We start from the raw sequence: 21,586 nt of genomic DNA, 5'->3' as shown, positions 1-21,586 counted from the left end.
CCTAAGGGACATATCGGTCCCACTCGTAGGGCACCACCGCGAAAAACGGTGCGGCGAACAGCGGTTCGACACTGCCATCGGCCCAGCGGTCGGACAGCACCGCCCGCATCCGTTCGGCGGTGACGACCGGATCGTCATCCAAGAAGCAGTACGTGATCGACTGATTGCCCTGAGCGCTGGCCAGTTCGGCGTCGACCTGACGCGATAGCGCGGACCAGACGCCGGTGACACCGTCGACTTCGAGCAGCCGGTGCGCGGGTGCCGATCCGCGTTCGACCAACAGGTACACGCCCCGCGCAGGCAACCAGGGCAGCACGTCCGACCCGGCCTTGATTCCGGGCGCCGACGCCTTGTGCTGGACGTCGTACACGCCGCGCTCCACCGGGGGCAGCAAGGGCAGCTTGCGGCCGGCATTGCCGAGGGCGGTGGACAATTCGTTGAAATCGTGCAGGCCGGCGACGTCGGCGAAGAAGTAGGTCATCACGTGGTCGACCGCGCTCAACGGCCCGTCGGTGAGCGCACGCGCGGAGCGGCACGCAGGCGTGGACACCAGGCGCAACGAGGCGCGCACCGCGGCCAGACGGTGTTGTTCCGGACGGTGGTCAAGGGTGTGCCAGCGCAGGTACTCGGCATCCTTACCGTCGGGGTGGCGGGTCGCCATGGACACGAACAGGGTGGTGATCCCGCCGTCGCCGGTGGCAAGGACCTCGGTGACCTCATCCGAGGGTGTGCCGGGTAGATGCATCGCGTTCGTCCTCACGTTCACGTCGAATCATGCTGGGGCAGCGGTATTTCCGGGTGGCGGGCCGCGATCATGCGGCGGAAGCCCTCACGCCACGGCACCTTCGTGCGGCCGAGCACCTCATGCATGTGGGTGACGTCCGGCCATAACGGCGTGTGCGCCTCGGGCGTGTATTCGAAGATGGGCTCGACACCGATCAACTCACCCATGAAGGTGCAGTAATCCTCGACGCTGACCGTTTCGCTGCCGGCCCAGTTCACCACGACCGGCGGCGTCGCGGCCACTTCCATGGCGCGGATGCCGAGTTCCACGTAGTCGTCTTCATAGATCGGGTTGTAGTTGTTCGGCTTGTCGGGGTGCAGTCGAATGGGCTTGCCCGCCAGCATCGCATCGAGGCGGTCGGCGGGCGCACCGCCCTGGGGGCCGTACGTCGAACAGATCCGGATGATGGTCAGCGGAATGTGAAAATGCTTGGCGATCCACGTGCAAACCGCCTCTGCCGCAACCTTGGAGAAGCTGTAGTTGGCGCGCAGCGGCACCCCCGGCGGATCGGCCTCGGTCAAGGGGCGCTGTCCCTGGTAGGCGTAGATCGAACCGGTCGAGCACAACACGAAGCCCTTGGCGGTGCGGCAGTGGTAGAGCAGTTCGCCCGACATCTGCGCATTGGTTTCGACGCAGTGGCCCCAGTCGTCTGCGCCGGGGTCGACCGCCGCGTGAAAGACGTAGGTGAAATCCTCGGGGAGACCGGAGAAGTCGCCGGCGCCGACGTCCAGCGCGACGGGTTTGATGCCGGCCTCGACGAGTTTGTCCCGGGCCGCGGCATCTTTCAGGCGGGCGGCGCCCCACACCTCGTTTCCCGCGGCCGCCAGGGCGCGCGCGATGGGAAACGCGATCTTGCCCGTCGCCCCGGTGATCAGGATCTTCTCCGCTTCGAGCAACCAGGCCTCCGAATGTTAAGTACTTGATAACGCTCTTGGAGCATAACTCTCGGCCGAAGCGAAACGCCACGGCAGGGCGCGCTCGATGTCGCGTCGTCCGCGGAGGAACTTTCCCCTGGTCGTGGCGGTATCAACGGCATAAGCTGAACCCGCCAAGGTCGGAATGGCCCAGTGGGAGGCCCCCATGCAGTGGTTTGTTCGTCGCCTGACCGCCGTCATCGCGGTCACCTTCGCGGCGATGGCGGTCGGGGTGATCGCAACCCCGGCGATCGGCTCGGCGGAGTGCGATCGCAACATGTCCTGGAATCGGACGACCGAAGAGTGCAAACCGCCGCCGCCACCGCCGGACTGGTACGCCGCCCCGCCGGAATACGCGCCGCCGTTCGCGGCGCAGGATGTGCCGCCACCCCCTCCGCCGCGTCCGTCGTGGTCACCGAACGAACCGATGTGGAATGCCGGCTTTCACCAATGGGGCACCTATTTCACCGGCACCTGGGTGCCGTACTGACGGTGCTCGCACGGCAGGCTGCGGTCTAGATCGTGCCTGCTCGCAAGTGATAACGTGATTCTCCGATTCGTATAACGGCCCTACCGAGTTGGCCGTGTGACGCACCGGAGGTGACGTGTCAGCAGCACCCGGCCGCCCATTGCCCCTGGTCACGCCCGAAAACGAGTTCTTCTGGACTTCGGGCGCCGACGGAAAGCTACGGCTGCAGGAATGCAAGAGCTGCGAATCGCTGATCCATCCGCCCGCGCCGGTCTGCCGGTACTGCCGCTCATTGGATATCGGGGTCCGGGCCGTCTCGGGCAGGGCGACCCTCGCCGGATTCACCATCAACCACCGGTTCAGCCTGCCCGGCTTGCCGGCGCCGTACGTGGTCGCCCAGGTCGCGATCGATGAAGACCCCCGGGTTCGGCTGACCACCAACATCGTGGAATGCGATCCCGACAAGCTCGAACTCGGCCAGCAGGTCGAGGTCGTCTTCGAGCAGGTCGAAGACGTGTGGTTTCCGCTGTTTCGGCCCGTCACCGACGCCGAGCCCGGCCGGCTGCCGGTCGACGAGATCGCGCCCGACCGCTTCGGCGAATACGTCCGGCCCATGCTCACGACCGAGAAGTTCGAGGACAAGGTCGCCCTCACGGGAATCGGCATGTCGCCCATCGGGCGTCGGCTGATGCGGCCGCCCCTGGCGTTGACCGTGCAGGCCTGCGAGGCGGCCATCGCCGACGCCGGACTGACGATCGCCGACATCGACGGCCTGTCCACCTACCCCGGCGCGATCAACGTCGGCGGATTCGGGGAGGGCGGCGTCACCGCACTCGAGGCCGCGCTGGGCATTCGGCCGACATGGCACAACGGCGCCATGGAGACGTTCGGCCCGGGCGGCTCCGTGATCGTCGCGATGCTCGCTGTCGCAGGCGGATTGGCGCGTCACGTGCTGTGCTTCCGGACGTTGTGGGAAGCCACCCACGGCGAGCTGATGAAGCAGGGCAAGATCGCCCCGGCGATGGGCCGGATGTCGGGCTGGCAGATGCCATTCGGTGCGACCTCTGCGGCACACACCCTCGCGATGAACGCGCAGCGGCACTTTCACCGTTACGGCACCACCAAAGAGACGCTGGGCTGGATCGCGTTGAACCAGCGAGCCAACGCCGAACTCAACCCGACCGCGGTCTATCGGTCTCCGATGACGATGGAGGACTATCTCGACGCGCGGCCGATCACCACGCCGTTCGGCCTCTACGACTGCGACGTGCCCTGCGACGGGGCGATCGCCGTCATCGTCTCCGCCGTTGACGCCGCCCGCGACCTGGCCAAGCCACCCGTGCTGGTGGAGGCGGTGGGAACGCAGATTGTCGAGCGAATCGACTGGGACCAAAGCACTCTCACCCACGAGCCGCAGGTGCTGGGCCAGGCGGCGCACGTGTGGACGCGGACCTCGCTGCGACCCGCCGACGTGGACGTGGCCGAGCTGTATGACGGGTTCACCATGAACTGCCTGTCCTGGATCGAAGCGCTCGGATTCTGCGGAATCGGTGAGGCCAGGGAATTCCTGGACGGCGGCAAGAACATTGCGCGCGACGGCCAACTCCCGCTCAACACGCACGGCGGGCAGCTTTCGCACGGCCGCACCCACGGCATGGGTCTGCTGCATGAAGCCGTCACCCAGCTGCGCGGGGAGGGCGGTGACCGCCAGGTCGCCGACGCCCGCGTCGGCGTCGTCAGCAGTGGCGGCCTCACTCCCAGCGGCGTGATCCTGCTGCGAGCAGACCGGTGAGCACCGCCAGCGACGATGCAGAGCGAAGCGATGAGGGGCGGCGCATGAGTGCCCACCCCCGTCCCCGGCTCGTCATCGTCGACGGGGTGCCCATGTCGGCGATCGTCGCGGAAGCCCCCGACCCGAAGGCCGTCATCGTGGCCATCCACGGGGGCGGCACCACCGCCGTCTACTTCGATTGCCCCGGCCACCCTTCGTCGTCACTGTTACGGGCCGGTGCCGCAGCGGGATTCACGGTCATCGCCCTCGACCGGCCGGGCTATGGCAGTTCGGCCCCCTATCCGGAGGCGATGGCCGAACCCGAGCAGCGGGTTGATCTCGCTTACGGGGCGCTGAATCGTATCCTCGGGCAGAAGCCGCGCGGTGCCGGGCTGTTCCTGATGGGCCATTCGGGCGGCTGCGAACTCGTCATGCGGATGGCCGCCGAGGGCCGCGACGCGGATCTGCTCGGCATCGAACTGGCCGGGACCGGCCGGCACTATCACCCCGCGGCCCGGGACATCCTGAAAACGGCGACGCGCGAACGTCGTCCCGCGGGATTGCGTGACCTGTTGTGGCAACCCGAAAGCCTGTATCCGCCCGAGGTTCTCAACGGGGCCACGGTCTCCCCGACCGCGCCGTCCTACGAGGACCGGATGGTGTCGAACTGGGCGCGCCAGGATTTCCCGGCGCTCGCCCCGGCCGTGCGTGTACCGGTGCACTTCAGCATCGCCGAGCACGAAAAGGTCTGGCAGAACGACACTTCGGCGATGGAGGAGATCGCGGAGCTGTTCTCCGCGGCGCCGCGGTTCACCGTTCACCGACAGCCCGATGCGGGACACAACATCAGCCTCGGCCACACGGCCGCCGACTACCACGCCAAGGTGCTGGCATTCGCGGACGAATGCGTGGGCGCCCGTGCGGATTCGCCCGACTCGTCGAACGTGACCGCGCAGTCACCTTCGGACCCGAATGTGACTGTGGTGTCACGCTCGCCCGATGACGAACCCGATTTGGAGGCCGGTTGATGCGCGTCGGATTCATCGGGTTGGGCAGTCAGGGCGGGCCCATGGCGCGGCGCATCGCCGAGGGCGGCTACCCCACCGCGTTGTGGGCGCGCAGGCCCGTGACCCTGGAGGCGTTCGCCGACACCCCGGCCACGATCGCAGGTTTACCGGCCGAACTGGCCGCGGCCAGCGATCTGGTCTGCCTCTGCGTCGTCGGCGACGCCGACATCGACGAACTCACCGGCGGCGAAGGCGGATTGCTCGCGGCAATGAAGCCGGGCGGCATCATCGCGGTGCACAGCACGGTGCACCCCAAGACGTGCCGAGAACTCGCGAAGCGGGCTGGGGCGGCCGGTGTTTCGATCGTCGATGCGCCGGTGAGCGGGGGCGGCGGAGCGGCGGCCGAAGGCCGCCTGCTGGTGATGGCCGGCGGCGACACCGAGGCCGTCGAACGCTGCCGCCCGGTGTTCGAGACCTATGCCGATCCGGTCGTTCATCTCGGCGAGCTCGGTTCGGGGCAGACCACCAAGCTGCTCAACAACCTGTTGTTCACCGCCAACCTCGCCACAGCGGCCACCGCGCTGTCGCTCGCGGACGCGCTGGGTGTCACCCCGGAGCGACTCACCGAGGTCGTCTCCCGCAGCAGTGGAAATAGCTTTGCGCTCAACGCCCTTGGTGGCATCGGCGGGCTGGATCGGCTGGCCGGTGTGGCCGGCGGGCTGCTGCAGAAGGACGTCCGGCTGGTCGTCGACCTTGCCGAGCAGGCCGGGGCCGACGGCGGCGCCGTGCTCGAGGCGGCCGACGCGGCGCTGCGCCTCATGGGCAATCCACGGTGAGAGTCGGATTCGTCGGCGCGGGGCGGATGGGCCGCCCCATGGTAAGTCGTCTGGTCGCCGCCGGCCACGACTTCCACGCCCTGGGCCGGACCGCCGAAAAGCGCCGCGAACTAGAACAACTCGGCGCGCGCGCCGTACCGGAGGCGGCCGACGCCGGCGCGCACGCCGACGTGGTGGTGCTCTGCGTGTTCACCGACGAGCAGGCGCGCCAGGTGTGCCTGGACAGCGGATTGCTGCCGGCCATGCCGCCGGGTTCGGCGCTGGTGGTGCACACCACCGCCAGCCCCAACACCGTCGAGGCCATCGCCGCGCGCGCCGATCACGTCGACGTCGTCGACGCCGCGATCAGCGGAGGCCCGCACGACATCGCGGCCGGCCGGCTCACGCTGTTCGTGGGCGGCGCCGGGGCGGCGGTTGACCGGGTGCGACCGCTGCTGGCCTGCTACGGGGATCCGGTCCTGCACGTCGGGCCCGTCGGCGCCGGCCAGAAGGTCAAGCTGGTCAACAACGCTCTCTTCGCGGGACAGATCGGGCTGCTCGCGGAGGCCGTCCGGCTGGGCGAGCGGCTCGGCGTGCCCGAATCGACATTGCTGAGCGCGCTGGGCCGAGGCAGCGCGAGCAGTCGCGTGCTGAGCCTCGTCGCGGCAAGCGGGTCCGTCGCGTCGTTCATCGAGGTAACCGGCGACTTCGTCGGCAAGGACGTGGCCGTCGTCCGCGACATCGCCGCGGAACTGGGCGGCGGACTGGGCGCGCTGGACGACGTCCTCACGACGATCGACGTCGCGAAGAAGGTTTGAGATCCCAGCGTTTTGGTCTTTCCGGTTCGTCACGAAGGTATTACCGTTAGCGTTACAGTCGGGGACTCCGCTGTAAAGGTTTCAGCCCGACCTCGCCGCTGAGGAGGATTCAGTGACAAAACCGAAGGTTGTCTTCGATCCGTACTCCGAGGACTACTTCAACAACCCGTTCGACATCTATCGGCGGATGCGCGAAGACGCGCCCCTGTATTACGACGAAAAAGAGGACTTCTACGCGCTGACCCGCCATGAAGACGTGGCGGCCGCGTTCAAGGACTTCGAGACGTATTCCTCGGCGCGCGGCTGCGACCTGGCGATGGTGCGGCGGGGCATTGCCCCCGAGCAGAAGTCGATCATCTTCATGGATCCTCCGGAGCACCGCCACATGCGCAGCCTGCTCAACAAGGCGTTCACTCCCCGGGCGATCCAATCGCAGCGCGAGACGATCATCGAGGTGATCGACAAGTACCTGGGCGCGGTCGACCCCGACAACTTCGACGTCGTTCAGGACTTCTCCGGGCCGTTCCCGGTGGAGGTCATCACCCGGATGGCCGGTGTGCCCGAGGAATACCGCCAGCAGGTCCGGCACTGGATCGACACCAGCCTGCACCACGAGCCGGGCCAGATCGAGGTCAGCGAAGCGGGCGTGCAGGCCAACATCGACACGGCCATGTACTACTTCAGCCTGGTCCAGGAGCGGCGCCAGGAGCCGCAGGACGACATGATCAGCCGGCTGATCGCCGCCGAGATTCCCGGCGAAGACGGCCAGCTGCGCAAGCTCGACGACATCGAGATCTGCGGGTTCGCAACCCTTCTCGGCGGCGCGGGCGCGGAGACCGTCACCAAACTGATGGGCAACGCCGCGGTGATCTTCGCCAACCACCCCGACCAGTGGCAGAAGCTGCAGGAGGACCGGGACAAGATTCCCGGGGCGGTCGAAGAGCTACTGCGCTACGAGGGGCCGGTGCAATACAACGTCCGCTACACCCTCAAAGAGGCCCATGTCAGCGGTGGCGTCATTCCGGCGGGCAAACCGGTGTTCCTGTGCGGCGCCGCGGCCAACCGCGACCCGGAGGCCTTCACCGACGCCGACACGTTCGACATCGAGCGCGATCACACCGAGGCGCAGCACCTCGGGCTCGGGTACGGGATCCACAGCTGCCTGGGCGCCGCGCTGGCCCGCCTGGAAAGCCGCATCGCGCTGGAGCGGCTGCTCGACTTCATGCCGCGTTACGAGGTCAACTTGGCGGGATGTAAACGGGTGACCATGCAAAACGTGGCGGGCTGGAAGAACGTGCCCGTCAAGGTACTTCGCTGAGGGGGCCACAATGACGAAGAAGATCGAAGTCGATTGGGGACTCTGCGAAAGCAACGGTGTCTGCATGGGCATCAACCCGGACATCTTCGAGCTCGGCGACGACGACATGTTGACCGTCCACCAGGAAGAAGTCACACCGGAGAACGAGGCGGACGTGCGCGAGGCCGTCCGTCAGTGCCCTCGGCAGGCGATCTCCATCGTCGGAGAGTAGCGGTCAGAATCCGGAGAGGATGACCGCGTTGCAGTCGGCCGCCGCCTGGCGCAGTTTGGCCGCCTTTTGATAGCCCTCGGACTCGTACCAGGCGCGCGCGGCATCCACCGATTCGAATTCCAGGACGACGGTCTGGTCGCCGTGCCAGTCGCCTTCGATGACTTTGGGGGCGGTGTCCACCGCGAGAACCGTCGCACCGCTCATCGCCGATCCGGCTGCCTGGGCGTATGTCTTCATGCCCTCCGGGTCCTTGATCGCCTCGGTCAAGATGACATAACCTTTTGCCACGCCGAATCTCCTTGCCTGCCTCTGTATTAGTTACTTTTCGCTGATCGCCTGCTCGGGACAACACTGGATGGCCTCCCGGGCGTCAGCCTCCAATTCCGTTGGGACATCGGCATCTATCGCCACGGCGTAGCCATCGTCAGTCAGGCTGAACACGTCGGGACACAGCGTCAGACACATCCCGTGACCGCGACAGCGCTGATCGTCTACCCAGACCTTCATGCCAGCGTGAACTCCAGGTGCAGTTCGGTCAGACCGCGCAGGATGTACGTCGGAACATATTGGTAGCGGCGGTCATTCGCCGGACCGTGCTTGTCCTCGTTGATCCTGATGTCGGTCGTGCGGTCGAGCAGCCGCTCGAGCGCCACCCGGGTTTCGGCCCGCGCCAGCGGCGCGCCCGGGCAACTGTGAATTCCGCGGCCAAAGGAGATGTGCTGTCGGGCGTTCTTGCGCGCCGGGTCGAACGTGGCGGGGTCCTCGAAGCGACGCGGGTCGCGGTTGGCGGCCGCCTGCACGATCATCACGGTGCTGCCCGCCGGCAGGTCGACCCCACCGACGGTGGCCGGCACCCGGTTCATCCGGAAGTCGCCCTTGACCGGGCTCTCGTGGCGCAGCGACTCCTCGATGAAATTGGGCAGCAGGCTGCGGTCCTTGCGCAACTGCGCCTGGACGTCGGGCCGCTCCCCCAACGTCTGCAGCGCGGCACCGAGCAACCGCACGGTGGTCTCCTGGCCGGCCGAGAAGACGTTGGCCGCCACGCGCGCCACGTCCTCGACCTCCGGGATCGAGCCGTCGGGGAAGGTGGCGGTCGCCAGGCCGGTCAGCACGTCGTCGCGGGGCTCGCGGCGACGGTCCCGCACGTAGTCGGAGAAGAGGCCGTAGAGGAATTCCAGCGGGCTGTGCGCCAGCGATTCCTTGCCGGTGCCGCCCACGCCGCCACCCGAGTGCTCGCGGATGCCCTTGATGAATTTGTCGCGATCTTCCATGGGGACGCCCAGCAGATCGGCGATCACCAGCAGCGTGAAGGGCCCGGCGAAGCCCTTGATCCATTCGCCGTGGCCGGGCGCCAGGAACTCGTCGAGCGCCTGGTCGGCGAGCGCCCACATCGCGTCCTCGTTCTCCTTGAGGCGCTTCGGGGTGATCAGCCGCATCAGCAGGGAGCGGTGGTTGGTGTGGGTCGGCGGGTCGAGCGTGGGCAGCTGGTCGCTGAAGGGCAGCTCGTCGCGATGCCGCTCGATCAGCTCGGTGACGTCGTCACCCTCGAGCGGCACCGGAAAGCCGGGGAAAGGCCCGGTCACCGAGATGCACGACGACCACGTCTCGGCGTCGTTGAGCACCGCGCAGGCCTCGTCCCAGCCGGTGATCATGGTGACGTCGTGATGGCTCTCCCGCGTGACGGGGCACCGCTGACGCAGCGCCTCGTAGTAGGGGTACGGGTCTTCGATGAGCTCGCTGCCGCGGAAGAAATCCAACTCGGAGAATTCCCTCGTCATCCCCTGCTCCTTGAATCTCGGCGAGTGAGAACGTGCCTCTCGCAGATGAGTATTACATTTCCATAGGGGCACGGTGATCGTCAACGCGGGTCCGGCCCGGCACGGCCAAACGAGCGCTCTGCCCCGTGACAGCCGGTCAGCTGGCGGGCACCAGATCGGCGGCGACCGACGGCCACGCCAACAGCCCGCTACGGAAGGTCTCGACGTGACCCACCGGAATCGGCGGCGCCCCTCCGATATTCGAGGCGGCCGCCAGGGCCTTGGCCTTGAACGTCTGCGCGGCCGTGCTCAGCTGGTGTTGCACCAGGCCGACGCTGTCGTCGAGTTCGGACGGCCAGTTCTCGCCCCACAGCGTGACCTCGGTGACGCCGTGATCGAGGGCCTGCAGGACGCCCTGGCGCACCCGCGGATCACAGCCGAACAGGTCGGCCGCGGCCGCCAGGGCCTGCGGGCGGGGGCGCGAATGCGCCGATGCCAGCGCGTCCTCGAGGTCGAGCACCCGGGCCCCGACGATCTGCAGGGGCCGGGCGTCGGGCTGGTCCGCCAGATCCATCAAAAGCACGGTGACGTCCCATCCCGCCATCGACCGGTCGAAGAGCCAGCCGCCGGCGAATCTCACCACGTCGATGACGGTGGCGGCGACGACGTCGAGCCGGTATCTCATGTCGTCGCGGTTTTCTTCGGCGGCGCGAAGTCCCGCGCCAGCGTCTCGGCGTACTGCTTGAACACCTCGGGTAGCGGTATCGAAGGATCGAGCAACCATGTGGTTTCCATTCCGTGGACAAAGGCGAGGATTTCTATCGCCTTGAGGGCGGGGTCGATGTCTTCGCGGTACCGGCCCTCGGCCTGACCGCGACGGATGAGGTCGATGACGATGTCGGTCGCGGCCCGGTGGCGGGCCAGCATGCGGTCATGCAACGGCGCCTCGGGAAGGATGCTCTCCACCAGCAAGACCGTGAACGTGCCCACCATGTCCGGTGCCCGACTGAAGCGGTCGGCGATCCGGGTGATCTCGACGAGGAGATCGCCGGCGCGGTCGGCATGGGAATCGTCGTCGAGGTCACGCGCGTCCAAGACGGCGTGCAGCAGCTGCTCCTTCGATTCGAAGTGATGCAGCAGCCCCGCCGGGGTGACCCCGGCTTCACCGGCGATCTGGGCGAGCGTCGTGTTACGCCAGCCGTTGCGAGTGAGGAGGCGTTGGGCGACGTCGAGGATCCGCTGCTTGCGGTCCTCACCCTTGGCGAGGAGCGTGTCGTAACGCCGGGCGACGGCCAAATGGACTCCTGAAGCAATGCGGCACGATTGGCGGGCTCAACCAACCTAGTGAGCACACAGTAAGTTAGTTTGGCCGCTGTGACAAGGGTCACCGCGGGAGTGGTTCTCGCGAGAGTGGGTGTGGCTAGCTGACGAGCTCGACCAGCGTCGCGTTGGCGGTGCCCCCGCCCTCGCACATGGTCTGCAGCCCGTAACGAATCCCGTTGTCGCGCATGTGATACGCCATGCGGGTCATGAGCACCGCGCCCGAAGCACCCAGCGGGTGTCCCAGCGCGATGGCACCGCCCAGCGGATTCATCCGGGCGGGGTCCGCGCCGGTCTCCGCCAGCCACGCCAACGGCACCGGGGCGAAGGCCTCGTTGACCTCGAACACGCCCACCTCGGACAGCGCGACGCCGGCCTTGCTCAGCACCTTCTCGGTCGCCGGGATGGGCCCGGTGAGCATGAGCACCGGATCCGCCCCGGTCACCGCGCCCGCCAGGTAACGCACGATCGGGGTCAGGCCCAGCTCGACCGCCATCTCGGCGGTGGTCACCAACAACGCGGCCGCGCCGTCGGAGATCTGCGAGGAATTGCCGGCATGGATCACGCCGTCCTCGGCGAAGGCCGGCTTGAGCGCGGCCAGCTTCTCCACGCTGCTTCCGCGCCGCACGCCCTCGTCGGCGGCCACGACGTTGTTCTCGGCCCCGTCGACGAATACCGGCACGATCTGGTCGGTGAACGCGCCGCCGTCCTGGGCCGCGGCCGCACGCTCGTGGGACTCGACGCTGTATTCGTCGAGCCGGGTGCGGGAGAAGCCCCACTTCTTGGCGATCATCTCCGCCGACAGGCCCTGATTGAAAGAGAAATCGTCATAGCGGGCAAGCACTTTCGGGCCATAGGGCATGCCGGAGGCGCGCGCCGAACCGAGTGGGACTCGGCTCATGACCTCGACGCCGCCGGCCACGACGACGTCCTGCTGACCCGACATCACCGCCTGCACGGCGAAGTCCAGCGCCTGCTGGCTGGAACCGCAGGCGCGGTTGACGGTGGTCCCGGGAATGCTTTCCGGCCAGCCGGCGGCCAACACCGCATAGCGGCCGATGTTGCTGGACTGGTCGCCCACCTGGGAGACACAGCCCCACACCACGTCGTCGACGATCTCGGGGCCGATGCCGGTGCGTTCCACGAGTTCGTTGAGGACGACCGCGGACAGGTCGGCGGCGTGCATGCCGGAAAGTGCGCCGTTGCGCTTGCCGACCGCGGTGCGGACGGCCTCGACGATGACTGTTTCACGCATATCTCTACTCCGATCGCTGCGCCCAACTATCCCATGATCGCCGAGCGTGTACTGAGGGCGAAAAACTCGCCAAAAATTCGCCGTGGCTGCACGTTCGCCGTCAGTGCTTAGTAGCTCCTCGGCAGCTTCAGGACGTTGGCGCCCAGGAAGTTCAAGATCATCTCCTGGCTCACGGGCGCGATCTTCATCAGCCGGGCCTCACGGAAGTAGCGCGTGATGTGGTATTCCTCGGCGTAACCCATGCCGCCGTGGGTTTGCAACGCCCGGTCCGCGGCGGTGAAGCCCGCGTCGGCGCACAGGTATTTGGCCGTATTGGCCTCGCGCCCACAGGATTTGCCGTTGTCATACAACCAGGTGGCCTTGCGCAGCATCAGCTCGGCCGCATCGAGCCGGGCCAGGGAATCGGCGAGCGGAAACTGCAGGCCCTGGTTCATCCCGATGGGCCGGCCGAAGACCTCACGCTCGTTGCCGTACTTCACCGCCTTCTCCAGCGCCACCCGGCCGATACCGAGGGCTTCGGCCGCGATCAGCATCCGCTCCGGGTTCAGACCGTCGAGGATGTACTGAAATCCCTTGCCCTCCTCGCCGACTCGGTCGGAGACCGGCACCTCGAGATTGTCGATGAACAGTTCGTTGGAGCTGACGGCGTTGCGGCCCATCTTGCGGATCGGGCGGATGTCGATTCGGCTACGGTCGAGGTCCGTGAGGAACAGCGTCATCCCGTCGGTCTTCTTGGTGACCTCGTCATAGCTTTGGGTTCGGGTCAGCAACAGGATCTTGTCGGACTCCATCGCCTTGGAGATCCACACCTTGCGACCGTTGACGATGTAGCGATCGCCGTCACGCTTGGCAAACGTGGTGATGCGGGAAGTGTCAAGCCCCGCACCGGGTTCGGTCACACCGAAGCAGACGTGCACCTCGCCGGTCGCGACCGCGGGCAACGTTCGGGCCTTGAGCTCATCGGAGCCGTGCACCACCACCGGCTGCATGCCGAAGATGGACAGGTGGATCGAGCTGGCGGCGTTCATCGCACCGCCGGATTTGGCGACCTCCTCGAGTAGGATTGTCGCTTCGGTGATTCCGAGGCCATGGCCGCCGTATTCGGTGGGGATGGTCATTCCCAACCAGCCGCCGTCGGCGATGGCGCGGTAGAACTCGGTCGGAAATTCGTGCGCCTGGTCTTTTTCCATCCAGTACTGGTCGTCGAACTTGCGCGCCAATTCCGCGACCGACCGACGGATCAGTTCCTGGTCATCGGTCAGCTCAAAGTTCATTCCAGCCACTGGTGGCACTCCTCGTCCTCAGCGCGAGAAGACGCAGAATCGCACGAATTCCTCCCGAACAGTGCGATTCTGCGTCTGCTCGCCAGATCAGTCCTTATTGCCGGAAAGGGCCTTGGCGTTGGCCGCGAAATCCGCGAAGGACGAGCCGCCTCGGCTGTCCTTGTCGTGGCCCTGGGCCTTGATGGACACATCGTGCCCCTCGGCGGCTTTGCGCAGCGCACCGACGGTCGCCTGTTCGCGCGAAATGTGCGTGAAGGGGTCGAACGAGTACCAGCGCATAGCGTTCTCGTAGGTCATCTTGTTGATCTCGTCGTCGGGAACGCTATTGAGGGACAAGACATCCCAGAGCTCTTCCGGCGCACCCGGCCACATCGAGTCGCTGTGCGGGTAGTCGGCTTCCCAACAGATGTTGTCGATGCCGATCATGTTGCGCAGCGCCACGCCAACCTTGTCGCTGATGAAGCAGGTCAGGAAGTGGTCGCGGAAAACCTCGCTGGGCAGCTTGCCCTTGAAGTCCTGGTGCGTCCAGGCGGAGTGCATTTCGAAGGTCCGGTCCGCGCGCTCCAGGAAGTAGGGAATCCAGCCGGTTCCCCCCTCGGACAGCGCGATCTTCAGGTCCGGGTACTCCTTGATCGGCTTGGACCACAACAGGTCCGCGGCGGCCTGCACGATGTTCATCGGCTGCAGCGTGATCATCACGTCCATCGGCGCATCGGGCGCGGTGATGGCCAGACGGCCGGACGATCCGATGTGCACGTTCATCACGGTGTCGGTGTCGCACAACGCCTTCCACAGCGGAGCCCAATAGTCGTCGTGGAAACTCGGGTAGCCCATCGCGGCCGGGTTCTCGGTGAATGTCAGCGCATGCACGCCCTTCTTGGACACCCGGCGCACCTCGGCGGCGCACGCCTCGGCATCCCAGATCACCGGTATCGCCATGGGGATGAACCGCGCCGGATAGGCGCCGCACCATTCTTCGATGTGCCAGTCGTTGTAGGCCTGCACCAGCGCGATCGAGAAGTCATTGTCGTCGGTGGCGAACAGGCGCCCCGCAAAGCCGGGGAACGACGGGAAGCAGATCGAGGCCAGGATGCCGCCGGCGTTCATGTCCTTGACACGCTCGTCCACGTTGTAACAACCCGGCCGGATCTCGTCGAGCCCCGTCGGCTCGATGCCGTACTCCTCTTTGGGCCGACCGGCCACAGCGTTGAGCGCCACGTTGGGGATGACGGTGTCGCGGAACTTCCACATGTCCGAACCGTCGGCGTTGTGCACCAGGCGGGGCGCATCGTCCTGATACTTCTTCGACAGATGGTTCTTGAACATGTCGGGCGGCTCGACGGTGTGGTCATCGACGCTGATCAGAATCATGTCTTCTTTGTTCATGGCCGTCCCTTTCGTCGGTTCCACCGAATCGATCACAGCCTCGGCGAAACGCTGTCCCGTGCCAAGATCACTAAAGTGAAAACTATCTTCTCGCCTGGCGAGAATCAACATCCATCGGTTGCTGAGCCGGCCCGCACCCGCCTGACCAGCGACCGAAGGAAACGGCGAATTTCGCGCCACCGAGCCGCGATGCCGTGACGTAATACCTGGCGCGACGCACCGGCGCGATGGCCCGACCCCCTTATTCAGGAAAGCAGCCGTCCCGACCGACCGGCGGACTGCGCGGTGACCGGACTTGCGCCGAGGCGACACGCCGGCATTGACCGGGCACACGTTTCGTGCCAGTCTGTTAGTTGCAAATGAGAATCTAATTCTCTTTCACCGAGAGGACACTGCTAATGCGCTTGCGGCCGCTCCCCGCCGATCAGTGGGACGAGGCTACCCAGCAGGCCCTCTCGGCCATGCGTGAAGCGGACACCAACAACGCGCTGTCCACCCTGGCTCACCACCCGGCGCTGGCCAAGGCGTTCCTTCGATTCAACGTCCACCTACTGGTGTCGTCCACGCTGCCGCCGCGCATCCGCGAACTGGCCATCCTGCGGGTGGCCCACCGCCGGCAGTCGGCCTACGAGTGGTCCCACCACGTCAGGATGGCCAAGGAAGAAGGGATCACCGAGGATCAGATCGCGGCTTTGCAGCGCGGAGAGGCCCTCGACGAGTTCGACCAGGTCGTCATCACCGGGGTCGACGAGCTCGACGAGAAGTCGGAGCTGTCGGACGACACGTGGGCGGCGCTGGGCGAGCGTCTCAACGACCAGCAACGCATGGATTTCGTCTTCACGGTCGGCTGCTACGCCCTGCTGGCCATGGCCTTCAACACGTTTGGCATCCAGCCCGAGCACGCCGCCCCAGCCGCTACCAACGTCGAATAAGAGGAGTAAGAACGTTGCCGCACTTCCCCAAGCCAGCCGCCGGCAGCTGGACAGAAAACTATCCCGAACTGGGCACCGAGCCGGTTGACTACACCGACTCGATCGATCCCGCGTTCTTCGAAGCCGAGCGCGACGCGGTCTTCCGGCGGATGTGGCTGAACGTCGGCAGGGTCAACCGGCTCCCCCGCACCGGCAGCTACTTCACCAGGGAACTGCCGGCGGCCGGCAAGGGCACGTCGGTGATCATCGTCAAGACCAAGGACGGGTCGGTCAAGGCGTATCACAACGTCTGCCGCCACCGCGGAAACAAGCTGGTGTGGAACGACTTTCCCAACGAGGAGACCTCCGGCACCTGCCGGCAGTTCACCTGCAAGTACCACGCCTGGCGCTACAACCTCGACGGTGACCTGACCTTCATCCAACAGGAAGAAGAGTTCTTCAACGTCGACAAGGGCGACTACGGGCTGGCGCCGGTGCGCTGCGAGGTGTGGGAAGGCTTCATCTTCATCAACTTCGACGACAACGCGGCGCCGCTCACCGATTACCTTGGGCCGCTGGCCAAGAGCATCGAGGGGTACCCCTTCGGCGAGATGACGGAGGCCTACTCCTACCGGGCCGAGGTCGGCAGCAACTGGAAGCTGTTCATCGACGCGTTCGTCGAGTTCTACCACGCGCCGATCCTGCACCAGGGGCAGTACACCAAGGAAGAAGCCGCCAAGATCCAGAAGTTCGGCTACGAGGCGCTGCACTACGAGCTGGCCGGTCCGCACAGCCTGCAGTCGACCTGGGGTGGTCAGGCGCCGCCCCCGGACATGTCCATGGTCAAGCCGATGGACCAGGTGTTGCGCAGCGGGTTGTTCGGCCCGTGGGACAAGCCGGAGATCATCGAAAAGCTTGACCTGCCTTCGGGTGTCAACGTCAAGCGGGTGCCGCAGTGGGGCATCGACTCGTGGCTGTTCTACCCGAACTTCATGCTGCTGATCTGGGAGCCCGGCTGGTACCTGACCTACCACTACTGGCCGACCGCGGTGGACAAGCACATCTTCGAGTCCACGCTGTATTTCGTCCCGCCCCGCAATGCGCGGGAACGCCTGGCCCAGGAGTTGGCCGCGGTGACGTTCAAGGAGTATGCGTTGCAGGACGCCAACACGTTGGAAGCGACGCAGACCATGATCGGGACCCGGGCGGTCAAGGAGTTCCTGCTGTGTGACCAGGAAGTCCTGATCCGCCATCTGCACCACACGACCGCCAACTACGTCAAGGAGTACCAGCGCAATGGCGCTACCGTCTGAATTCGCCGCCCTCGAGCCCTATTTGGATTGGGACCTGGCCACCGAGCCCGAGCGCTACGCCAAGCGGCTCGCCTCGACGATGCCTCAGATGCAGGAGTTCTACGACGCCGCGTTCCCGTTGCTCAACGACGTGATCGCCTACTGCGACAAATTTCCGCTGAACGACCTGCCGGATGACGCAAAGACCCTGATGCACATCATGCAATCATTGGTCATGGTGTCGTTCCCGATCGAGGCATGGAAGCAGCCGCGCGTCCCCGACAGCGGCGCGGCGTGGGTGGAAGTGCTTCGGGAGCCGGTGATCTGACACGTGCTTACGCTCAAGGCGGCCGGGCTGCTCGACGTCGACGCCGGTGAGATCGTTCGGCCCGGCATTGTGCGGATCGAGGGTGACCGGATCGTCGGTGTCGGGGGCGAGCCGGAAGGCGAGCTCATCGATCTCGGCGATCAGATCCTGCTGCCCGGGTTGATGGACATGGAGGTCAACCTGCTCATGGGTGGTCGCGGGGAGAAACCCGGCCTGTCCCAGGTGCAGGACGACCCGCCGACGCGCATGTTGCGGGCGGTCGGCAACGCGCGCCGCACGCTGCGCGCCGGGTTCACCACGGTGCGCAACCTCGGTCTGTTCGTCAAAACCGGCGGATACCTGCTGGATGTCGCGCTGGGCAAGGCGATCGATGCGGGCTGGATCGACGGTCCACGGGTGGTGCCGGCGGGGCACGCGATCACACCGACCGGCGGGCATCTGGACCCGACGATGTTCGCCGCATTCTCGCCACACGTGTTGGAGCTGACCATCGAGGAAGGCATCGCGAACGGAATCGACGAGATCCGCAAAGCGGTGCGTTATCAGATCAAGCACGGCGCCGAGCTGATCAAGGTCTGCTGTTCGGGTGGGGTGATGTCGTTGACGGGTCCCCCTGGCGCACAGCACTATTCGGACGAAGAGCTGTGCGCGATCGTCGACGAGGCGCACCGGCGCGGGATGCGCGTCGCCGCGCACACCCACGGCGCCGATGCGGTCAAGCATGCCGTCGCCGCCGGGATCGACTGCATCGAGCACGGCTTCTTGATCGACGACGAGGCGATCGCCAGCATGGTCGAACACGGCACCTTCCTGGTGAGCACGCGGCGGCTGGCCGAAGGAATGGACGTCTCGCACGCGCCGCCCGAACTACAGGCCAAGGCCGCCGAGATGTTCCCGAAGTCGCGCACGTCGATCTTGGCCGCGCACAAGGCCGGTGTGAAAATCGCCGTCGGGACCGACGCCCCGGCGATCCCGCACGGAAAAAACGCCGACGAACTCGTCACGCTGGTGGAGTGGGGTTTGCCGCCCTTGGCGGTGCTGCGCGCGGCCACCACCACCGCGGCCGATCTCATCAACTCGAGCGACCGCGGCCGGCTGGCGCAAGGCCAGCTCGCCGATATCATCGCCGTGCCGGGAAACCCGTTGGAAGACATCACTGTTACCCAGCGCGTCAGCTTCGTCATGAAAGGCGGCAAGGTCTATGCCAACGAGAACTGACGACCTTGTCGAGATCCAGCAGCTGCTCGGCCGCTACGCGGTGACCATCACCCAGCAAGACATCGACGGTCTCGTCGCCGTCTTCACTCCGGACGGGACCTACAGCGCGTTCGGCGAAACCTACAGCCTGAACCGGTTCCCGGAACTGGTGGCCGCGGCCCCAAAGGGCTTGTTTCTCACCGGGACCGCGGTGGTCGACCTTGACGGTGACGCGGCCAGCGGAACCCAACCGCTGTGCTTCATCGACCACTCCAGTCACGACATGCGGATCGGTTACTATCGCGACACCTATGTGCGAACCGCCGACGGGTGGCGCCTCAAGACCCGCGCGATGACCTTTATCCGCCGCAGCGGTGTGCACGATTCCGGGCGCCCCCACGCCATCGGGCGCCCCGCCGGTGACTCGGCGACCCAGGCAACGACCTAAGGAGCCAACCAATCGACAGTGCGGTCAATGTCGAGCAGTTCCGAGCAGACCTGCGCGCGTGGCTCGACGACAACGATCTGACACCCGGGCCGGACCATTCGCTGCAGGGCCACATGCAGCAGTTCGCCCGGGTCAGTCGCGCGCTCTACGACGCCGATTGGATGCGGTACGGCTGGCCGAAAGAAGTCGGCGGGTTGGGCGGTCCGGCGCTACTGCGCGCGGTCGTCGGCGAGGAGGTGGTGGGCCGTCGGCTGGCCGAACCCGGCCCGTACTCGATGCTCGAAGTGCTCGCACCCACCATGATCGACTACGCGCCCCCGGAGCTCGCCGCGGAAATGGTGCCGCGGCTGCTGAGCGGCGAAGAGCAATGGTGCCAGGGCTTTTCCGAGCCAGGATCCGGCAGTGACCTCGCGTCGCTGACCACCCGCGCGACCCCCCAAGGCGACAACTGGATCGTCAACGGGCAAAAGGTGTGGACCAGCTTCGCGCAGTTCTCGACGCGGTGCGTCCTGCTCACCCGCACCGCGCCCGGCCACGAGGGAATCACCGCCTTCTTCGTCGACCTCGACACCCCCGGCATCACCGTCCGGCCACTGCGCACCATGCACGGCGTCGACGAATTCTGCGAGGTGTACTACGACGACGTCGTGATTCCGGCGAGCAGGATGCTCGGCCGCCCCGGAGACGGCTGGCGGCTCGCCATGGACCTGCTGCCCTTTGAGCGTTCCTCCTGCTTCTGGCAGCGAATCGCCTACCTCTACTCCCGCTTCGACGACCTCATCGCCGAAGCGTCCGAGATCGGTTCCCCCGACGAATCCGCGCTGGGCGGAGCCTATCTGGCGCTGCACACCCTGCGCTGCCGGTCGCGCGCCACCCAGCACCGGATGCGCGACGGGGCCCGCTTGGGCCCCGAGACCTCCATCGACAAGGTGCTCCTGGCCGCCGCCGAGCAGCGGCTCTACGACACCGTCCGCGACCTGCTGCCGGCGAGGCTCGAACTCGAAGACACACCGTGGCGCTCGGAGTACCTGTACTCACGCGCGGCGACGATCTATGGCGGCACCGCCGAGATTCAGCGCAACATCATCGCCCGCCGACTGCTCGACCTCGGGAAGGAGTGAAGCGTGACGCCTTCGCCGGACACCGAGTCAGATCCCGAATCGCTGCGCCTGCTGGCTGACTCGCTGCGGACGACGATGGGCGCCGCCTCGGGAGCCAAGCTCGACGCGGCGCTGACCGACCTCGGTTGGCGCGACATGCTCGACGAAATGCCCGACATCGCAATACCGTTGGTGTTCACGCTGCTCGGCGAGACCGGTGCGCACGCGCCCGTGCTCAACGACGTGGTGCTGTGCGCGGCCGGTGAAGCGCCCGGCGGCGCCCTGCCGTTGCCGTTCGCCGGCGGAACGTGGGTGCTGTGGGAGCGTCGCGACGGGTCCGAGTCGGCAATCGATGAGTTGCTCCCGATACGCCCTGTGCCGCAAGGCGATCCATTGCCGTCGGCCGCGCTACAGGCGGGATGGCGGGCCCTGGGCTGGTGGCTGGTCGGCACCAGCCGCGCCATGCTCTCGCTGGCCCGTCAGCATGCCCTGGACCGCGTTCAGTTCGGTCGGCACATCAGCTCGTTCCAGGCGATCCGCCACCGCCTGGCCGAGACATTGGTGGCCATCGAGGGCGCCGAGGCGACGCTGCGGGCCGCGACCGAGTGCGACGACGAGGGGCTGGCCTCCTTGCTGGCCAAGGCCGCGGCCGGCCAGGCGGCACTGACCGCCGCGCGCCACTGCCAGCAGGTGCTCGCCGGCATCGGATTCACCGCCGAACACCCGCTGCACCACCACATCAAGCGCTCGCTCATCCTCGACGGACTGCTGGGTAGCGCCCGAGAACTCACGCGCGAAGCCGGAAGCGCGCTGGTGGCAACGGGATCCGCGCCACGGCTTGCCCAGCTGTAACGGAGCTGTTTTCGCGCCATGAGCGGACCCCTGGGGGCGTCGACGTAGACTCGTCCCGACACCTAAAGGATGGGACCCAATGAGTCACCCCGACACACCGCGAAACGAGGTCGGCGTCGCCTCGCTGCTGCTCGGCCTGGTCGGGCTCATCACGTGCTGGATGATGCTGGGGGTACCGTTCGGCATCGCGGCGGTGGTGACGGGCGACATCGCCCGGCGGCGCGTCGCCCGCGGGGAGGCGAACAATCCTCGAATCGCGTTGGCCGGAATGGTTTTAGGCGTGATCGCGATACTGGTGGGCCTCGTCGCTATCGGCTACTACGCCAGGCTGGACGTCGCCAAGCACTGAC

General features: G+C 66.4%; 25 protein-coding genes. 15 read left to right on the top strand and 10 right to left on the bottom strand.

The features are described from left to right. Position 1: 1 nt before the first annotated feature. Complete coding sequence (locus AC0KTM_RS02140; RefSeq protein WP_472417342.1) at positions 2 to 745, bottom strand: hypothetical protein; 744 nt, start codon at positions 743 to 745, stop codon at positions 2 to 4. 17 nt (positions 746 to 762) lie between these two features. After that, complete coding sequence (locus tag AC0KTM_RS02135; protein ID WP_238958343.1) at positions 763 to 1,680, bottom strand: NAD-dependent epimerase/dehydratase family protein; 918 nt, start codon at positions 1,678 to 1,680, stop codon at positions 763 to 765. A 184-nt stretch (positions 1,681 to 1,864) separates the two neighbouring features. Between AC0KTM_RS02135 and AC0KTM_RS02130 the strand changes: the two genes are divergently transcribed. The 7 genes from AC0KTM_RS02130 to AC0KTM_RS02100 all read left to right on the top strand — a co-directional run bounded on the left by AC0KTM_RS02130 (position 1,865) and on the right by AC0KTM_RS02100 (position 8,107). Further along, the gene (locus tag AC0KTM_RS02130) at positions 1,865 to 2,188 is read left to right on the top strand and encodes a hypothetical protein (protein ID WP_238958344.1); all 324 of its coding nucleotides are present in this window, start codon (positions 1,865 to 1,867) and stop codon (positions 2,186 to 2,188) included. A gap of 115 nt (positions 2,189 to 2,303) precedes the next feature. After that, complete coding sequence (locus tag AC0KTM_RS02125) at positions 2,304 to 3,959, top strand: thiolase C-terminal domain-containing protein (protein WP_238958345.1); 1,656 nt, start codon at positions 2,304 to 2,306, stop codon at positions 3,957 to 3,959. A 44-nt stretch (positions 3,960 to 4,003) separates the two neighbouring features. Then, entirely contained in the window at positions 4,004 to 4,966 is a 963-nt protein-coding gene (locus AC0KTM_RS02120; RefSeq protein ID WP_238958346.1) for an alpha/beta hydrolase, read from the top strand. Further along, positions 4,966 to 5,781, top strand: a complete 816-nt coding sequence (locus tag AC0KTM_RS02115; RefSeq protein WP_472414843.1) for an NAD(P)-dependent oxidoreductase — start codon at positions 4,966 to 4,968, stop codon at positions 5,779 to 5,781. The genes AC0KTM_RS02120 and AC0KTM_RS02115 overlap by 1 nt, the downstream gene beginning before the upstream one ends. Beyond that, the gene (locus AC0KTM_RS02110) at positions 5,778 to 6,578 is read left to right on the top strand and encodes an NAD(P)-dependent oxidoreductase (RefSeq protein WP_308193107.1); all 801 of its coding nucleotides are present in this window, start codon (positions 5,778 to 5,780) and stop codon (positions 6,576 to 6,578) included. Before AC0KTM_RS02115 ends, AC0KTM_RS02110 begins: the two co-directional genes overlap by 4 nt. Before the next feature lie 112 nt (positions 6,579 to 6,690). Further along, complete coding sequence (locus AC0KTM_RS02105; RefSeq protein WP_225324040.1) at positions 6,691 to 7,896, top strand: cytochrome P450; 1,206 nt, start codon at positions 6,691 to 6,693, stop codon at positions 7,894 to 7,896. A gap of 10 nt (positions 7,897 to 7,906) precedes the next feature. Next, positions 7,907 to 8,107, top strand: coding sequence for a ferredoxin (locus AC0KTM_RS02100; protein ID WP_007777398.1), 201 nt, complete (start codon positions 7,907 to 7,909; stop codon positions 8,105 to 8,107). Positions 8,108 to 8,110: 3 nt separating this feature from the next. Here AC0KTM_RS02100 and AC0KTM_RS02095 read toward each other — a convergent pair whose 3' ends face one another. From AC0KTM_RS02095 to AC0KTM_RS02060, 8 genes are all read right to left on the bottom strand, one after another. Next, the gene (locus AC0KTM_RS02095; protein WP_472414841.1) at positions 8,111 to 8,395 is read right to left on the bottom strand and encodes a DUF1330 domain-containing protein; all 285 of its coding nucleotides are present in this window, start codon (positions 8,393 to 8,395) and stop codon (positions 8,111 to 8,113) included. Between the two features lie 30 nt (positions 8,396 to 8,425). Then, on the bottom strand, positions 8,426 to 8,614 hold the full coding sequence (locus tag AC0KTM_RS02090; RefSeq protein WP_225324042.1) for a ferredoxin: 189 nt from the start codon (positions 8,612 to 8,614) through the stop codon (positions 8,426 to 8,428). Continuing rightward, a complete protein-coding gene (locus AC0KTM_RS02085; RefSeq protein WP_225327425.1) occupies positions 8,611 to 9,885 on the bottom strand; it encodes a cytochrome P450 in 1,275 nt (424 codons plus the stop codon). Before AC0KTM_RS02085 ends, AC0KTM_RS02090 begins: the two co-directional genes overlap by 4 nt. A 136-nt stretch (positions 9,886 to 10,021) precedes the next feature. Next, the gene (locus tag AC0KTM_RS02080; RefSeq protein WP_225327426.1) at positions 10,022 to 10,549 is read right to left on the bottom strand and encodes a hypothetical protein; all 528 of its coding nucleotides are present in this window, start codon (positions 10,547 to 10,549) and stop codon (positions 10,022 to 10,024) included. Further along, positions 10,546 to 11,160 carry a TetR/AcrR family transcriptional regulator gene (locus AC0KTM_RS02075; protein WP_472414839.1) on the bottom strand — a complete coding sequence of 205 codons (615 nt, stop codon included), beginning with the start codon at positions 11,158 to 11,160 and terminating at the stop codon, positions 10,546 to 10,548. Before AC0KTM_RS02075 ends, AC0KTM_RS02080 begins: the two co-directional genes overlap by 4 nt. Before the next feature lie 124 nt (positions 11,161 to 11,284). Beyond that, on the bottom strand, positions 11,285 to 12,439 hold the full coding sequence (locus AC0KTM_RS02070; protein WP_472414837.1) for a thiolase family protein: 1,155 nt from the start codon (positions 12,437 to 12,439) through the stop codon (positions 11,285 to 11,287). A 107-nt stretch (positions 12,440 to 12,546) separates the two neighbouring features. After that, on the bottom strand, positions 12,547 to 13,713 hold the full coding sequence (locus tag AC0KTM_RS02065; RefSeq protein WP_225327449.1) for an acyl-CoA dehydrogenase family protein: 1,167 nt from the start codon (positions 13,711 to 13,713) through the stop codon (positions 12,547 to 12,549). A 96-nt stretch (positions 13,714 to 13,809) separates the two neighbouring features. Continuing rightward, positions 13,810 to 15,108, bottom strand: a complete 1,299-nt coding sequence (locus AC0KTM_RS02060) for an amidohydrolase family protein (protein WP_238958350.1) — start codon at positions 15,106 to 15,108, stop codon at positions 13,810 to 13,812. Positions 15,109 to 15,506: 398 nt separating this feature from the next. Here AC0KTM_RS02060 and AC0KTM_RS02055 point away from each other — a divergent pair, with 398 nt between their 5' ends. From AC0KTM_RS02055 to AC0KTM_RS02020, 8 genes are all read left to right on the top strand, one after another. Continuing rightward, the gene (locus AC0KTM_RS02055) at positions 15,507 to 16,040 is read left to right on the top strand and encodes a carboxymuconolactone decarboxylase family protein (protein WP_472414835.1); all 534 of its coding nucleotides are present in this window, start codon (positions 15,507 to 15,509) and stop codon (positions 16,038 to 16,040) included. Between the two features lie 14 nt (positions 16,041 to 16,054). After that, positions 16,055 to 17,332, top strand: a complete 1,278-nt coding sequence (locus tag AC0KTM_RS02050; protein WP_225327431.1) for an aromatic ring-hydroxylating oxygenase subunit alpha — start codon at positions 16,055 to 16,057, stop codon at positions 17,330 to 17,332. Beyond that, positions 17,316 to 17,639 (top strand): hypothetical protein, encoded by a 324-nt coding sequence (locus AC0KTM_RS02045; RefSeq protein ID WP_095576547.1) that lies wholly within the window; start codon positions 17,316 to 17,318, stop codon positions 17,637 to 17,639. Before AC0KTM_RS02050 ends, AC0KTM_RS02045 begins: the two co-directional genes overlap by 17 nt. Before the next feature lie 3 nt (positions 17,640 to 17,642). Beyond that, complete coding sequence (locus AC0KTM_RS02040; RefSeq protein WP_225327432.1) at positions 17,643 to 18,857, top strand: metal-dependent hydrolase family protein; 1,215 nt, start codon at positions 17,643 to 17,645, stop codon at positions 18,855 to 18,857. Then, positions 18,841 to 19,284, top strand: a complete 444-nt coding sequence (locus AC0KTM_RS02035) for a nuclear transport factor 2 family protein (RefSeq protein ID WP_225327433.1) — start codon at positions 18,841 to 18,843, stop codon at positions 19,282 to 19,284. Before AC0KTM_RS02040 ends, AC0KTM_RS02035 begins: the two co-directional genes overlap by 17 nt. Before the next feature lie 11 nt (positions 19,285 to 19,295). Next, positions 19,296 to 20,405, top strand: a complete 1,110-nt coding sequence (locus AC0KTM_RS02030; RefSeq protein ID WP_225327450.1) for an acyl-CoA dehydrogenase family protein — start codon at positions 19,296 to 19,298, stop codon at positions 20,403 to 20,405. Positions 20,406 to 20,480: 75 nt separating this feature from the next. Beyond that, positions 20,481 to 21,236: an acyl-CoA dehydrogenase family protein gene (locus AC0KTM_RS02025; protein ID WP_225327451.1), complete on the top strand. Its 756-nt coding sequence runs from the start codon at positions 20,481 to 20,483 to the stop codon at positions 21,234 to 21,236. Positions 21,237 to 21,315: 79 nt separating this feature from the next. After that, positions 21,316 to 21,585 carry a DUF4190 domain-containing protein gene (locus tag AC0KTM_RS02020; protein ID WP_225327434.1) on the top strand — a complete coding sequence of 90 codons (270 nt, stop codon included), beginning with the start codon at positions 21,316 to 21,318 and terminating at the stop codon, positions 21,583 to 21,585. Position 21,586: the final 1 nt, after the last annotated feature.

Source organism: Mycobacterium sp. NTMscope_Eco_3, from assembly GCF_976985685.1.
Note: the sequence above shows the minus strand (reverse complement) of the source record. Positions and strands in the feature narration are given on the sequence as shown.

Excerpts from the sequence above, each read along its gene's own strand:
- AC0KTM_RS02140 (WP_472417342.1), bottom strand. The coding sequence starts at position 745 with ATGCATCTACCCGGCACACCCTCGGATGAGGTCACCGAGGTCCTTGCC.
- AC0KTM_RS02130 (WP_238958344.1), top strand. The coding sequence starts at position 1,865 with ATGCAGTGGTTTGTTCGTCGCCTGACCGCCGTCATCGCGGTCACCTTC.
- AC0KTM_RS02120 (WP_238958346.1), top strand. The coding sequence starts at position 4,004 with ATGAGTGCCCACCCCCGTCCCCGGCTCGTCATCGTCGACGGGGTGCCC.
- AC0KTM_RS02115 (WP_472414843.1), top strand. The coding sequence starts at position 4,966 with ATGCGCGTCGGATTCATCGGGTTGGGCAGTCAGGGCGGGCCCATGGCG.
- AC0KTM_RS02100 (WP_007777398.1), top strand. The coding sequence starts at position 7,907 with ATGACGAAGAAGATCGAAGTCGATTGGGGACTCTGCGAAAGCAACGGT.
- AC0KTM_RS02090 (WP_225324042.1), bottom strand. The coding sequence starts at position 8,614 with ATGAAGGTCTGGGTAGACGATCAGCGCTGTCGCGGTCACGGGATGTGT.
- AC0KTM_RS02085 (WP_225327425.1), bottom strand. The coding sequence starts at position 9,885 with ATGACGAGGGAATTCTCCGAGTTGGATTTCTTCCGCGGCAGCGAGCTC.
- AC0KTM_RS02080 (WP_225327426.1), bottom strand. The coding sequence starts at position 10,549 with ATGAGATACCGGCTCGACGTCGTCGCCGCCACCGTCATCGACGTGGTG.
- AC0KTM_RS02070 (WP_472414837.1), bottom strand. The coding sequence starts at position 12,439 with ATGCGTGAAACAGTCATCGTCGAGGCCGTCCGCACCGCGGTCGGCAAG.
- AC0KTM_RS02065 (WP_225327449.1), bottom strand. The coding sequence starts at position 13,713 with ATGAACTTTGAGCTGACCGATGACCAGGAACTGATCCGTCGGTCGGTC.
- AC0KTM_RS02060 (WP_238958350.1), bottom strand. The coding sequence starts at position 15,108 with ATGAACAAAGAAGACATGATTCTGATCAGCGTCGATGACCACACCGTC.
- AC0KTM_RS02055 (WP_472414835.1), top strand. The coding sequence starts at position 15,507 with ATGCGCTTGCGGCCGCTCCCCGCCGATCAGTGGGACGAGGCTACCCAG.
- AC0KTM_RS02045 (WP_095576547.1), top strand. The coding sequence starts at position 17,316 with ATGGCGCTACCGTCTGAATTCGCCGCCCTCGAGCCCTATTTGGATTGG.
- AC0KTM_RS02035 (WP_225327433.1), top strand. The coding sequence starts at position 18,841 with ATGCCAACGAGAACTGACGACCTTGTCGAGATCCAGCAGCTGCTCGGC.
- AC0KTM_RS02025 (WP_225327451.1), top strand. The coding sequence starts at position 20,481 with ATGGGCGCCGCCTCGGGAGCCAAGCTCGACGCGGCGCTGACCGACCTC.
- AC0KTM_RS02020 (WP_225327434.1), top strand. The coding sequence starts at position 21,316 with ATGAGTCACCCCGACACACCGCGAAACGAGGTCGGCGTCGCCTCGCTG.